Source organism: Colwellia sp., from assembly GCF_013215345.1.
GTDB lineage: Bacteria > Pseudomonadota > Gammaproteobacteria > Enterobacterales > Alteromonadaceae > Colwellia.
This window is the reverse complement of sequence record NZ_JABSOV010000099.1, coordinates 1-14150: the sequence shown is the minus strand read 5'-3', so window position 1 is coordinate 14150 and position 14150 is coordinate 1. Positions and strand designations below refer to the sequence as shown.

Annotated in this window: 13 protein-coding genes; 3 read left to right on the top strand and 10 right to left on the bottom strand. The window is 39.4% G+C overall.

From position 1 onward, the window contains the following. The 7 genes from HRT50_RS13950 to HRT50_RS13920 all read right to left on the bottom strand — a co-directional run. Positions 1-1654, bottom strand: a 1654-nt coding sequence (locus HRT50_RS13950) for a protein kinase (RefSeq protein WP_291615505.1), incomplete at its 3' end; no start/stop codon positions are given. A gap of 155 nt (positions 1655-1809) precedes the next feature. Beyond that, on the bottom strand, positions 1810-3525 hold the full coding sequence (locus HRT50_RS13945; protein ID WP_291615503.1) for a hypothetical protein: 1716 nt from the start codon (positions 3523-3525) through the stop codon (positions 1810-1812). 25 nt (positions 3526-3550) lie between these two features. Beyond that, complete coding sequence (locus tag HRT50_RS13940) at positions 3551-4093, bottom strand: PilW family protein (RefSeq protein WP_291615502.1); 543 nt, start codon at positions 4091-4093, stop codon at positions 3551-3553. Between the two features lie 16 nt (positions 4094-4109). After that, positions 4110-4541 carry a prepilin-type N-terminal cleavage/methylation domain-containing protein gene (locus HRT50_RS13935; RefSeq protein WP_291615500.1) on the bottom strand — a complete coding sequence of 144 codons (432 nt, stop codon included), beginning with the start codon at positions 4539-4541 and terminating at the stop codon, positions 4110-4112. Positions 4542-4568: 27 nt separating this feature from the next. Further along, the gene (locus tag HRT50_RS13930) at positions 4569-5009 is read right to left on the bottom strand and encodes a GspH/FimT family pseudopilin (protein ID WP_291615498.1); all 441 of its coding nucleotides are present in this window, start codon (positions 5007-5009) and stop codon (positions 4569-4571) included. Between the two features lie 93 nt (positions 5010-5102). Further along, a complete protein-coding gene (locus HRT50_RS13925) occupies positions 5103-5549 on the bottom strand; it encodes a type IV pilin protein (protein ID WP_291615496.1) in 447 nt (148 codons plus the stop codon). 426 nt (positions 5550-5975) lie between these two features. After that, on the bottom strand, positions 5976-7574 hold the full coding sequence (locus tag HRT50_RS13920) for a sigma 54-interacting transcriptional regulator (protein WP_291615494.1): 1599 nt from the start codon (positions 7572-7574) through the stop codon (positions 5976-5978). 375 nt (positions 7575-7949) lie between these two features. Between HRT50_RS13920 and megL the strand changes: the two genes are divergently transcribed. After that, a complete protein-coding gene (megL, locus tag HRT50_RS13915; RefSeq protein ID WP_291615492.1) occupies positions 7950-9191 on the top strand; it encodes a methionine gamma-lyase in 1242 nt (413 codons plus the stop codon). 248 nt (positions 9192-9439) lie between these two features. On the opposite strand, the gene HRT50_RS13910 is transcribed toward megL, so the two are convergent. The 3 genes from HRT50_RS13910 to HRT50_RS13900 form a co-directional block, all read right to left on the bottom strand. Beyond that, positions 9440-9874: an HIT domain-containing protein gene (locus HRT50_RS13910; protein WP_291615490.1), complete on the bottom strand. Its 435-nt coding sequence runs from the start codon at positions 9872-9874 to the stop codon at positions 9440-9442. Positions 9875-9915: 41 nt separating this feature from the next. After that, positions 9916-10848, bottom strand: coding sequence for a ribosome biogenesis GTPase YlqF (gene ylqF / locus HRT50_RS13905; protein ID WP_291615488.1), 933 nt, complete (start codon positions 10846-10848; stop codon positions 9916-9918). A gap of 99 nt (positions 10849-10947) precedes the next feature. Beyond that, positions 10948-11865, bottom strand: a complete 918-nt coding sequence (locus HRT50_RS13900) for a helix-turn-helix domain-containing protein (protein ID WP_291615486.1) — start codon at positions 11863-11865, stop codon at positions 10948-10950. 165 nt (positions 11866-12030) lie between these two features. Between HRT50_RS13900 and HRT50_RS13895 the strand changes: the two genes are divergently transcribed. Both HRT50_RS13895 and HRT50_RS13890 read left to right on the top strand, forming a co-directional pair. Next, positions 12031-13551 carry an aldehyde dehydrogenase family protein gene (locus tag HRT50_RS13895; protein ID WP_291615485.1) on the top strand — a complete coding sequence of 507 codons (1521 nt, stop codon included), beginning with the start codon at positions 12031-12033 and terminating at the stop codon, positions 13549-13551. Positions 13552-13786: 235 nt separating this feature from the next. Continuing rightward, positions 13787-14150, top strand: a 364-nt coding sequence (locus HRT50_RS13890; protein WP_291615483.1) for a viroplasmin family protein, incomplete at its 3' end; no start/stop codon positions are given.

The following is a 14150-nucleotide window of genomic DNA, read 5'->3' as shown; positions in this document are numbered from 1 at the left end:
GAATTAAGTTCAACTTAGCTAACACAGTCATTAACTCATCAGGTAAATATAGATATTCATCGGGGTCTTTACCGTCTTCAAAGTAGGAGTGCAAACGCGTTACATCATCAACATCTGCTATGTCACTTACTTCAAAAGTTATTTGCTGGGCAGAACCGGCAATAAAAGGCTGGCTTTCGCTATTACGTTCAACATGTAAGGTATTACGGGCATTAAACAAACAACTTTTAAACATACCAACACGGAAAATACCTTGCGCTAAATAAATAATATTATTTACCGCACTGGTAAAGGAAGCTTTAAGGCTTTCATCAAATAAGGTTAAGTTGGAGTCAATATAAACCCCCTCTTTTGCCCAACGAATAGCAAAGCCGCCCACCACAGGGAAATTACCTAGCCGGCTTAATGCCGCGATAAAGGCTTTTTCATTATCTCCCATACCCATAAGGTAATTTTTATAATACTTATCCAATTGCGCATCATCTATATCTAGTAAGTGATCATGTCCAGTTTGTTCACGTAAAAATGACTTTCTTGAGCCATAAACTACGGTATCAATTTGCTCACCTTGCGGTTTTATCCACACTGGAATATGGGCAATGATTTCAACTTGCGTTGGTTTATCCGCCAAGACTACTTGTTTGAGGTAGCTAAGGTTATTAAAAAAGTAATCCCCGGCTTGGCTGCGCAACTTTTCATCGTCACTTAACATCCCCGTTAACACCTGAGCGAGTAACTTAGGTAAACCTAAGGCGTTTGGCGGTATCACTTTTATGCCATAACGGCATGATTGCCCTGATGCCAATGCATACAAGGTTGCTGCTAACCCTTGCTCGTCAAAACGAGGACTCGATAGTCCACCGGTAAGTTGTTCTGGTCCGATAAAGTAGACATCGCCTAAACGGGCGTTGCTATGTTGCAAATCACTACTCATCAGTTCCATCACATTAGTACTTGTGCTTTGTCGATTGCAATCAAGCTGTGCACTCACTGATGAGCCCCAGTCAATAAGTTGTATCTTGCCAGTGCTTTTATCATAAACCAAATTGGAAGGTTTGATATCGCCATGGACAATAGGTTTTAACTGCCTATGGTTATTAGGTTGACGTAGGTACAATAAGATATCGGCTAACTGCAAGGCGATACTGACCACCAACTCGGGTGCTAATGGGCCAACTTGTAGCGATAATTGTTCTAAATCTATACCTGGGGCGCGACTCATTTGTAAAATAGATTGGCGTTTTATTTTTTGATATTCAATCACCTTGGGAATTTGTGAGTGATCGAGCTGACCTTGAATATCTGCTTCTTCGGCTAAACGGTCTTGCACATGTTGCGGTAAGTTAATGCGAGAGAATTTAAAAACAACTGGTTGTTCTTGCTCCAGAGCATTTTTACGTTTAATACCAGAGAAAACAAAACCATAGGCGCCTTTACCTAACAGAGCAACCTCCTCAAAGCCAAGTTGCTTTAATTGCTGCTGACAAAGTTCAACCCATTGCTTTAACTTAGTTGCATCTTTATGATTAAGTAAGTAAATAGATTGTTCTTGAGCAATGTAGAAATGCTTTAGCTGATTTTCTTCAATATTTTTTTTTGATATTGATTTGTTTTTTTGAGCGGTAACCAGAGGTTGCTTTGATTTTGAAGTCACTTTTCACTCAAAAGAACAGTTAGGTATTAACGCTAGTATGACGGGCTAGAGTCAGCTCTACAAGCCTTATATAACCAAGCCACCTCATCAATAAATTTCAAGGAAGCTCGGCACATTACAAGTAATACGGTTGTTTTTACTAAGCGTTAAAGCAGCTAATACTGCCATCCTAAAAAGGCTAAAGATGACTCAGAGCTATAGCTACCACCTCGGTCACCATCACCAAGTGCAGCATCATAATGTATAGCAGCGCCACCGGTGACAGTCACCGTTTTTCCACGAACAGAGCCATATAAAGTGCCACTACCAGCAATTTTAACATCAGATAAAGGTGCATAAATTTGCGCATAGAGTTCAAAGTCGCCACTAATATTTATGCCTGAGCCACTATAAGATGAATAAATACTCATTGCTGGCAAGCCAGAATCAGCAAGACCATGCTGTAAAGCAATAATATCTGCGCCAGCGCCAAGTTCAACAGCACCTTTCATTATCAAGGTCAAACTGCTGCCTGCTGCAATGGTTATTTTGGTAGCACCGGCCATTTTAAAGTCGCCTTCAACAAATAAGGTGACATCACCGCCTTTAATAAGTAAATTATCACTGCCCCTAAGATTAAACTCCTTAAGTTTTATCACTGGGATATTGTTTCCTAAAACATCCGCATTTACCGAGGTAAATTCTGGACTATTGCCGTTTCGATACATTTTATCTGACTCAAGGGTGTAGTTATCGCCCCAACCTCTTGAGTCAAAGCTAATCAAGTTACCATTACCATCATCAACGCTATTGACCACATTTTCGATACCTAAATGATCACAATTAGTGGCAGGGTCCGTTGGATCATAATCAGGGGCTGTGGCATCTGAGTCTTTCACTTCAACAACATCGGGGAAGACATTATATTGACTTTCTTCATAATGTTTATTATTAGTGGTATCTTTAAACGTGCCAGCGCCGCCATATAAAATGTCTAAGCCATCATTGGTATTGTTTAAGATATAGTTATTCCATTTCATAAATGCATCACCATTAGCGCGCACATGCCCGCCAATTTTACCGCCATTTTGATAATAGTTACCACGAGTCCACACATTACCGCCCACTCTTAATTTTTCACTGCTTGAGCCGATAATAATATTGCCATTGGCGTGTAAATTACCAACAACATCAGAGCTTTTAGTATTAATTTCTCCCGTTGAACTGACATTCCCTAATATTGGACTATTTCCGCCGAGAATAACATTAGCGCCACTTTTATCTATGGTAGATACATCCCCTTCTTTCCCTGGGTTATTAGCATCATAAACAGCATTACTTGAGTTATAACTATCAACTTGCCCACTACCCGCTAAGTCCACCCCTTCACAGCCAACCACAGCATCAGAAAAAGCGGAGCCGCCAGCACCAGGTACTATTTTCAAACGAGCTTTTAACGCTGACTCGCCTTCAAAACGATGGCCAGTACTTGATAATACTAATTCGCCAGTTTCTTCAGACAATTCAACGTTATAGCTAATACCACCATGGCTTAAGGTGGTAGTGCCCGATTGTCGGCCGAGGTTATTAACCAAATCGGCAATAGTGGCACTTTGATTGGCAGCTAAAAAAACACTGGCCGCGGCCATAGAGTCAAATATGCCACGTTCACTGGCGAGGCGCGAATTAATTTTCTTTTGAAAATTACCACTCAAGCGTTCTTGATTAACATTATCTTTTAATGAGTTTAATACCAAAATACTGGCTAAGCTGCTTAATATCAGTACAGTAACTAAGGTAAAACCTTGTTGCTTCTTTCTTACTAATAATTGAGGTTTATCGACAAAAAAACTGCAGCTGTTCTTTGCATTGATAGTTAAACATTTCAACATAGTCATATTCCATTAAATTAGCTTGTTATGGTGCTGGCATAGCCTCTTGTAAAATGAGACTTGTTAAGGCGATATCAATACGTACATTCCCATCAAAATTCTGCGGTAAGGCGGAGGATTGCACATTAATGGTTACTAGATTTTTATTAGCATTAATGTCATAAGTGATATCGGTTATACCTTGTAATAAGGGAATGTTGTCACCGTCATCGATACGACAACTTAATACATTGGTTAGCACATTAAAGGTATAGGTTTCTTGATAAGGTCCGCCTGGTGCAAGACCGCCAAGACAAGAAGTCACATTAGCTGGTTGCTGCACGGTAAGTTGTTGAGCAACGCTAACATCAGGTAATTGATCTGTTTGCTTTAAACTACGGGTAAAGACTTGCGAACTGTAACGAATTACCTCTTGGGCATTTTCTAACTCTTTACTGGCTTGAATGGTAGCTGAAATGGTGGAATATGTACCGGTAATGCCAATGATGACCATACTACTGATCACTAAACCTATCATTAATTCTACTAAGGTAAAACCGCTATTCATTTTTTGATTTTTTATATACATTGCGCTGAAACCTGACTTAAGGACAAATTTGTGGATATCGGGCATTAATGCGAATAATACTGTCGTTAGCATCAGCCATGCGGGCATCATTCCAGCTCACGGTAATATCCAGATTGTTAGTAAAAGCAGCACCCGGCAAAGGATCGGGTATTAATTTATAAACATTAATTTGTGGTTGAAGGTTTGCAGCACGATAAGCGGCATCATAGGCTAAATCACCAGACTGTAAGTCACACAAATTACCCCAAGTACGCTCAATAGCATTATTTGCTTGTACTAATGACAAGGTGTAATTAAAGCTATTGGTAGCAAACTGTAATGACTTTAACTGCCCAACGGCTAAACCCAACAATGCAACACTTGAAAGCGCTAAAGCAATAAGTACCTCAACCAAAGTAAAGCCCCTCTGTTTGAAAAAGGGGGATTTCATTTTTACTGAGTGTTTCATCTTTACCGTCCTTATACTTGAGATGGCTTAGCAAGCATTCGTTTTCCTAAGAAAACTTTGGCCACTGACCAAAATGCTTAAGCAGTAATCTGTAGTATCATTATCGTCATCAGTAATTAAGTAGCTGCCTGCTCCCGCTACTTCACCCGTTCTTGCTATGGTCAAATCAGCAAGATCGGTTACTGAAATAGAGCTATGGCTTGGGCTAAATTTTTGTAGTGACTCGACTTGCCCTGCCAACATAACGTCCCAATTACCTGCATCTTCATTTAATTGAATGGCTCTATCTCTTTTAGCCGCTTCACTGCGAGCAAATTTAAAAACACTTTGCAATTGATTAGCATTGGAGACTAGACGGTCTTGTTTCATTTGTTGCGAAAATGAAGGTATAGCCACTGAGGCTAAAACACCGACAATAGCCACAACAAAAAGCAACTCCATTAAGGTAAAACCTTGTTCTTTATTCATAATCCGTCCCTATGCGACTACAAACACATATAATTATCATAAGCCATACCCTTACCAATTGGAGGCGCTTACATTTCAAACTGGTTTTTAAATTTAGCCCCAACAATCAGCCGACATACTTGCGGGGGTAGCCGTAGTTATGCCTCGGTGATTAATAGTCATAACACCACATTTATCCGCGGCCTGTGCATGGATTGGCGTAATAGTTAGGGTAAACTGATCATTTAATACGCCAGTGGTAGCTGGTAGGTAGGTAAAACTATAATAATTGGTGGTGGTAATAGAAAATTCATTGGTAGCTGCGCCAGCATCACGATAACCACCTTCTCTAGTATATTGACGTTCTAATATCGCCACTTGCTGTAAAATAAAATGTTGCACATCCACACGACGACCATCTTGCATATAAGTTTGATAAGAAGGAAAAGCAACGGCAGACAAAATACCGATAATAGCAGTAACGATCATCAGCTCAATTAAAGTAAATCCTTGCTGATTATTTTTTAAAATTTCATTTGATTTTTTACTGAAAACAAACATAAAAAACGTAGTTCCTACTAACGTTGATGTGCAACTTAAATTACAATTTCAGTATATGTAAGTTTGTCTCGTGATTAAATAATCGCAAATAATCAGTTTGTAGACTCATTTCCTTACTATTAAATGCAAGAACATTAGTTACATAGCGTGTAATAACATTACACCGAAACACCTTAAAAGGTAACTGAACCAGTATTAAAGGTGATTTTACGTTGTTAAAGCACATTTAAACAGGGCTTTCCGTTATAATATTTCATTCTTATATGTTCCACTTTAAAATAAGTCCTTACGACTGACAATGTTGATAAAAGGTTAACAAGGTAAGTGGTACTAAAAACGTACCATTTTTTTGTTTGCGTTCCTAACATTGACTTATTTAAGGCAGGCATTGGCGGTACCTTGAAAAGTGACGTTGTAACCAACAACTTACTTTATATGATGCTTACGTAACTTCATCGCAATTTTATTGTGTGATACTTTTAAACGTTCAGCTAGTTTTCGCGTTGTTGGAAATAAGGGGTATAAGTGCGCCAGCAACTTAGCTTCAAACTCGCTTTGTGCACTAGACCAATCTTGAACTGTCTCCATAGCAACATCGCTATTTTCTCGCATATTAGTTGAATGTTTTTTAAGTATTTGCAGCAAATCATCTGCACTAATATCACCACCACTATTTAGGGCTACCACACTAAATAAAACATTTTGTAATTGCCTGATATTACCCGGCCAAGCAAAGCTCTGTAATAAGGCGAGTGCTTGCGTAGTAAGTTTAGGCTTAGCGAAATTTTTTTGCTGACTATTGCTCACTTGCTTAACAGCATTTTCAATAAATAAGTTGGCTAATAGGCTCATATCATCGATACGATCTCGAAGGGGGGGCAGTTCAATACTAAGTACGTTAAGGCGATAATAAAGATCTTCTCGAAAAGTTTTGTCACTGATTAGCTTAGCTAAATTTTGGTGACTGGCACTGATAATACGAATATTGGCCACGAGTTCTTTGGTACCGCCAACACGGCGATAAGTTAAATCTTGTAAAAAACGTAACAGCTTAGCTTGTAAATACGGTGACATTTCAGCAATTTCATCTAAAAACAAACAACCACCTTCAGCCAATTCAACTAAGCCTGGCTTACCGCCTTTTTGCGCGCCAGTAAAGGCACCACTTTCATAACCAAAGAGCTCACTTTCTAATAAATGTTCCGGTAATGCCGAGCAGTTAATCGCTAAAAATGGTGCTTTAGCTCTTGAACTCGCCTGATGTAACGCCCGAGCAATTAATTCCTTACCCGTACCTGTTTCACCACTAATTAATACCGGTAAATCTAATTCAGCAAAGCGCTCCCCTTGAGCCTTAATTAAACGAATGCTTTCTGATTGGCCAATAATATTATCAAAACTGTGCTCTTGATAACTTTGCATTAAAGATATTTGTCGCCCGACAGTATTCATAGAGCGTAGCAGCAGCACAGAGCCATTAACTTCGTTTGCTTTGTTTGCTACGGTGTTCATGGTGGAATTCGATAATACTGGGCTTATATCCAGAATATAGGCTTTTCCTTGAATAGTAATTGCCTGACTGGTTGCCGTATTAGTCAGCATAGTGTTAGTTATTTGCTCTATATACTCGTTAATAGGCTTGCCTAAATAATCAGTGGCAATAAAATCATGCTTACCGCCTGCGGCTTGTGGCATAAGTTTATGGCTGGCTTTATTCATCGCTAAAATCATACCTTGGCTATCAACATCGATAATAGGCTCTGGCATTTTATCTAATAATGCTTGTAAGTGATTGGCTCGCTGCTCGCTAGGTAGCAAGTTTGTCGACTCAACACTCATCACGCCCGCAACATCAGCTAAACAATTCTTAATCTCCGACAAGGTGAGTTCATCATACTCAAGGTGTAGGTAAGTAAAGCAGCTGGTAATTTCTACCGCTTTTAAATTCCAAGCTTGTTGGGAAAACACCGCTAATATTTCTTGTGAAATACCAATCCTGTCGCTTGATTCAATGACAATACGCATAAAATATAACCTTACAAATAACTAGTACTACAAATATGACATAGTAATAAAAATAGTACAAACACAAAATCCCTTATGAATAAAGGGTTGAAGTGGCTATTTAAAAATCCTAGAGATTAATAAGTAACGTCATTGTCATTATTTTAGTACAAAAATTTTATCTTTTATATTGCCAGTAACCTATCCGCATGAAAAATAAGGATTTTATTTATTGGCAGTATAGTTGCAGTAGTAAAAGAGTAATCGTTGCAATTGAACCATTATAGGTTGCGTTATAACAGTGAATAATTCACTTATCTTGTATCGTCTAGGCCTGTATATGCCATTACAAATAATAAAATAATAATAATTCAACCTCATTTTGGAAGAGAAGCTATGACCACGTTTAAGAGCAAAAACATAGAAACTAAAGCTATTCACGCCGGCAGAATTGATGACAAACAATTTGGCTCGCTAGCTACACCGTTATATCAAACCTCAACCTTTATTTTTGATAATGCTAAACAAGGTGGCGATCGCTTTGCTGGTGAAAGTGAAGGCTATATTTACACCCGCTTAGGTAATCCAACGACCCGTCAACTGGAGCAGCGCGTTGCTGCCATGGAGTGTATGGATGATGCCGCCGCAACCGCTACCGGTATGGCTGCGGTTTCTGCTGCGCTGCTCACTAACTTACAAGCTGGCGATCATATGATTTCCTCAAAAGCAGTTTATGGTTGTTCCTTCGCCCTGATGAGCCACATGCTTAAAAAATTCGCGATTGAGGTGACTTTTGTTGATATGACTGAGCCTGAAAATATCAAAGCTGCAATAAAAGAAAATACCAAGCTGGTCTTCTTAGAGACGCCAATCAACCCAAATTTGGTGGTATTAGATTTAGAAAAAATCTGCGCCATTGCCAAAGAGCATAAGTTATTATCCATAGTAGATAACACTTTCCTTACTCCTGTATTACAGCAACCCGCTAAATTTGGCGCCGATATAGTTGTCCATAGTGCCACTAAATACCTCAATGGTCATGGTGATGTTGTCGCGGGTATTGTTTGTGCTAGTTTTGAAATGATTAACGAAATCAAAATGACCACATTGAAAGACATTGGCGCAACAATAAGCCCTCATGATGCTTGGTTAATTATGCGCGGTCTTAAAACATTGCCCATTCGCATGGATAGACATTGTAGCAATGCCCAAACGGTAGCTGAGTTTTTAGAGCAACACCCTATGGTGTCAGAAGTTTATTACCCAGGCCTTAAAAGCCACTCAGGGTACAAATTTATTGGCAAGCAAATGAAAGCCGCAGGAGGTGTTATTGCATTTGAATTAAATACCGATCTTTCCGGGGGCACAATCTTTATCGATGCCATGGAGCTTTTCTCCATTGCGGTCAGTTTAGGTGATGCTGAGTCATTGATTCAACATCCAGCGTCCATGACCCACTCACCTTACACTCCTGAAGAGCGAGCTGAGGCGGGCATTAGTGACAGCTTGATCAGAATTTCTGTTGGCTTAGAACATGTCGACGATCTTATTGCCGATTTATCGCAAGCCTTAGCACAGGTGGCTCAAGGTAAAGCCGACAATGTTACCAGTATTACTAAAGCATCTAGTGCAGCTTAACTAACATTAGTTAGAATGAGCCAGAATTAATTTTGATGTGCGGTAGTCATTATGATTTGGTATTGCTCTCAAGGCTGAAGCTAATATTACGGCTAGAAATAGCTGCTAGGAAGAACAGCTAAAGAAAGCTATTGAAGATAGCGGTTAGAGATGTAAGTTAGCTAGTTCTGAAAACAAAAAGCCCCAATATGTAAAAAACATATTGAGGCTTTTTTAATTAATCGCTATGGTAATTTATTACCTGAAAACTATTTCTCAGCAAAGATAATAGCTAATTGTGGTAATAACTTATCTTTTAGTACGGTTAGTTCTTCAGCTGAATAAGGCGTTAAAGCTTGCTGACCCCAAATAGGTTTTGGCCATTGGGCATCATCTTTAAAGCGAACCACGTGATGAACATGTAGTTGCTCTACCACATTACCTAGTGCGGCAACATTCATCTTATCACCGCTAAAGACTTGCATCAGTAATTCACTTAACAAACTCGACTCATTGAGTAACTGTTGTTGTTGCTGCCAATCTAATTGATATACTTCACTGATATCAGCTACTTTCGGCACTAAAATAAACCAAGGGTAGGCACTGTCATTACACAATAATAATTTACACAAAGGTAAATCGGCCAACTCAATACCGTCTTTTTCCAACTGCGGATGTAGGGTGAAAACTGTCTCTTCGCTCATTATCAAAACCTTATTAAATGAAAATATTACAAATAAAAGTATTAACGTTTGTTTTTACGACCGCGACCACGAGCAGTTTTTTTAGCTTCTCGGGCAGCAATGCGTTTCTCTTCTAATTCGGCAAAGTGGAGATTCTCTGCAACTACGATATCTGGTAACTCAAAAGAAATAGGCCCTAGGGTTTTATCACGAATTTCATTGATCAGAATGACAGAGGCTTTATATAAATCCACCCGGCCACCACTTTTAACACAACTACGTCTTCTGCCAATGGCTTCAATTAGGTCTTCTTCATGCTCAGGTAATTCGTCAAGCTGATAGCGATCCATTAGCCGCTTAGGATAATTCTTCAGTAAGTAGTCGGCGGCAAAGTAGGCAATATCGTCATGATCAAAGGCAGTATCTTTCACCGCACCTGATACCGCTAGACGATAACCTGAATTTTCATTGTAAATTTTAGGCCACAACATGCCAGGTGTATCAAAAAGGTATAAACCTTCTTCAAGACGAATACGTTGCTGACCTTTAGTTACCGCTGGTTCATTACCCACTTTCGCTTTTGCTTTGCCTACTAAGGTATTGAGTAATGTCGATTTACCAACATTAGGTATACCCATTATCATGGCGTTAATTTGTTTACCTTCTTCATCTTTATTCGGCACCATTTTTCGAATTAAGCTAATAAGGTTTTTAGCAACGCTCGGCTGTTCAGTGGTTAAAGCAATTGCTTTGACATTATGCTGAGATTCTAAATAGTCTAACCAAATTTTAGTGGATGCAGGATCGGCTAAATCACTTTTATTAAGAATCTTTATCAGTGGTTTGTCACCCCTGATCTCAGTGATCATAGGGTTTTCACTACTAAAGGGTAAACGCGCATCACACACTTCAATAACCACATCTATTTGCGGTAATATCTCTTTTATTTCTTTTTGCGCTTTGTGCATGTGGCCTGGAAACCAGTTAATCGCCATGAAAATCCTAATCTAACTAATGAATAATAAATAATGTGCCAATTTTAACAAGTTTTTAGCCAAGGTGGCTAGCCATACTGACAATTTAGTTCAAACAGGCTATGCCAAACGGGTTAAGTAACGCTCTTTGTACTGACGGGGGCTGATACCGTAGAATTTTTTGAAACATCGACTAAAGTGGCTGGTATTAGTAAAACCTAAGGCAAAACACGTTTGGGTTATCTGCTGACCTTGTTTCAATAGTTTGCCGGCTTTTTTAAGACGGCTTTGTAATTGATAGACCATAGGGCTACAACCTAAATGTACCTTAAACTCATGAAAGAACTTAGTGCGGCTCATACAAGAAATCCGTGCCAACTCATCAATACTTAGGCTCTCATTTAAGTGTAATTCAATCTGGTTTATCGCGGCATTCAAGCCGTTGTGATCAGGCTCCTGCTGTGAAAATGCCAAAATAAACTCACGGGTTTGTTGATGTAATAATCGAATGGTTAACTCCGATACGGCTAAAGCAACCATGGCACTGCGGTCGGGATGGTTTTCTGTATAGATGTGCACAATACGATTTAATACACTCTGTGTTTCACGATTATGATGAGTATGCACAAGTTTGTTGTCGTATTGCCAATGACCAAAGGCCTGATTTAGCGGTTGCTGCTGGTTTAACATGGCAGAAACTTGTTGCACCCGCTCACTTGATATCTCTATGGCTAAACACGTGGTTGGTTGGGAAATTTGTGCAATGGGAAAATCAATTTCTACCGAGCTACCCGGCGCCATAATAAAAGACTCGTGGGGCAAAAACTCGCCATGAAAATTATCTAATGTGCTATGCATCACTTTCTTTCCTGTCACCATAGCGCAAAAAAGCAGTTGATCCGACTGTAACTTAACCTTCTCTGCTTGTTGATAGGTATCATAAATACTCAACTCAGACTCAGGACCAGCAAAGCTGAGTTTATTTTCCACCAGTACCTTAGGTGGGTTTCTGACACTATCTATAGCTTGTGTGATCATAAAAGTTTATCCGCTAATTTGAACTAGTAGGCAAGTTTTCTGAATTTACAGCACAGTTAAGCAATCGCTTATTGACTAAGGTAAATAACCTCGGACAAAAACGCAATAGTAAAATATAACAAGAATAAACCGATTAACTAGCCATTATCCATTAAAGGAAATGTTATGATTTATGCAAAACCCGGTTCAGAAAACGCGCTAATGACCTTCAAATCACGTTACCAAAACTTTATTGGTGGCCAATGGGTTGAACCACAAAATGGGAAATATTTTGATAATATTAGCCCAGTCAATGGTCAATTGATTTGCCAAATCCCGCAATCTGATCACCTTGATATTGAACTTGCCCTCGACGCAGCACATAAAGCAAAAGATGCCTGGGGCACTACATCGGTAACTGACCGCTCAAATGCTTTATTGAAAATTGCTGACCGACTTGAACAAAACTTAGAATTACTTGCTGTTGCTGAAACGTGGGATAACGGTAAAGCAATAAGAGAGACCTTAGCGGCAGATATTCCTCTGGCTGTCGATCACTTCCGCTACTTTGCTGGCTGTTTACGTGCACAAGAAGGCTCATTAGCTGAGTTAGATGAGAAAACTGTTTCTTATCATTTTCATGAGCCTTTAGGTGTGGTTGGTCAAATTATCCCATGGAACTTCCCCATCCTTATGGCGGCTTGGAAACTGGCGCCAGCACTAGCAGCAGGCAATTGTGTAATATTAAAACCGGCAGAGCAGACCCCCGCTTCAATTTTAGTATTGATGGAGTTAATTGAAGACATATTACCTGCAGGCGTACTAAATATTGTTAATGGTTTTGGCGCGGAAGCCGGAGAAGCATTAGCCACCAGTACACGTATAGCTAAAATTGCCTTTACTGGTTCAACACCTGTCGGTGAAAAAATAATGCAAGCCGCCGCGAAAAACATTATCCCGTCAACCGTAGAGCTTGGTGGAAAATCGCCAAATATTTTCTTTGAAGATGTGCTTGATTTTGAAGATGAATATTTAAGTAAATGTATTGAGGGTGCTGTACTTGCCTACTTTAACCAAGGTGAAGTATGTACCTGCCCATCACGTTTATTTGTTCAAGAAGATATTTATGATAAATTTGTCGAAAAAGTCATAGAACGTACTAAAGCCATTACCCGAGGTAATCCATTAGATACAACAACCATGGTTGGCGCACAAGCATCTAAACAGCAATTCGATAAGATCCTAAGTTACATTCAAATAGGTAAAGATGAAGGTGCAGAAGTACTTATGGGCGGTAACGTTGAACAATTAACCGATGAACTTAACAGTGGTTTTTATATTCAACCGACCTTACTCAAAGGTACAAATGATATGCGTGTCTTCCAAGAAGAAATTTTTGGCCCTGTTATTTCAGTATGTACCTTTAAGGATGAAGCTGAAGCACTTGAGTTAGCAAATAGTTCTGAATTTGGCTTAGGGGCGGGTGTTTGGTCACGTGATATGAATCGCGCTTATCGCATGGGACGTAAAATTCAAGCGGGTCGCGTTTGGACTAACTGTTATCACATGTACCCTGCTCATGCTGCCTTCGGTGGTTATAAAAAATCAGGTGTTGGTCGTGAAACCCACAAAATGGCGTTAGAACAATATCAGCAAACCAAAAACTTATTGGTTAGTTATGATGTTAATCCACTGGGTTTCTTTTAAAGTTTTATTTTCAAACCCTGTCTAAAAACAACACACGTTTTATGTCAGTTTAGTTTTTATTTCATAGAAGCTAAGCTGGCTTTTTTCACTTTACATTTCGCTAGTACTTACCTACTGCTTACCTAATAAATTTTCTTACAACTCTGCCACTTTTTTAGTAGCTAAGCATTAACATATTGATGATAATGCTAATCATTAATTGTCTTTATCATTTATAAAAATTAGCAAATAATCTATGAGTAAAAAATTCTACGTTATCTGGAAAGGTGCAAAAACAGGTGTTTTCACCAAGTGGCCTGAAGTTCAACAACATACTGCCGGTCGTTCAGACGCACAATATATGGGTTTTGAATCAAAAGCAGCAGCTGAACAAGCATTTGCCTCAACTTATACCAAAGCGTTAATGCAACGTTCTTTAAGTAAAGCTGGCGGCTCAGGTGCAGCGCCAAGTGCTAACCGCAAAGCCAATAGCAAAGGAACTAGCGCTAAACCAGCAGCAATTAGTCCCAATGGCCCAAGTGATATTGAAATATATTGTGATGGCGCTTGCTCCCCTAATCCAGGTAAGTCAGGTACTGGCATTGCTGTTTACGAACAGG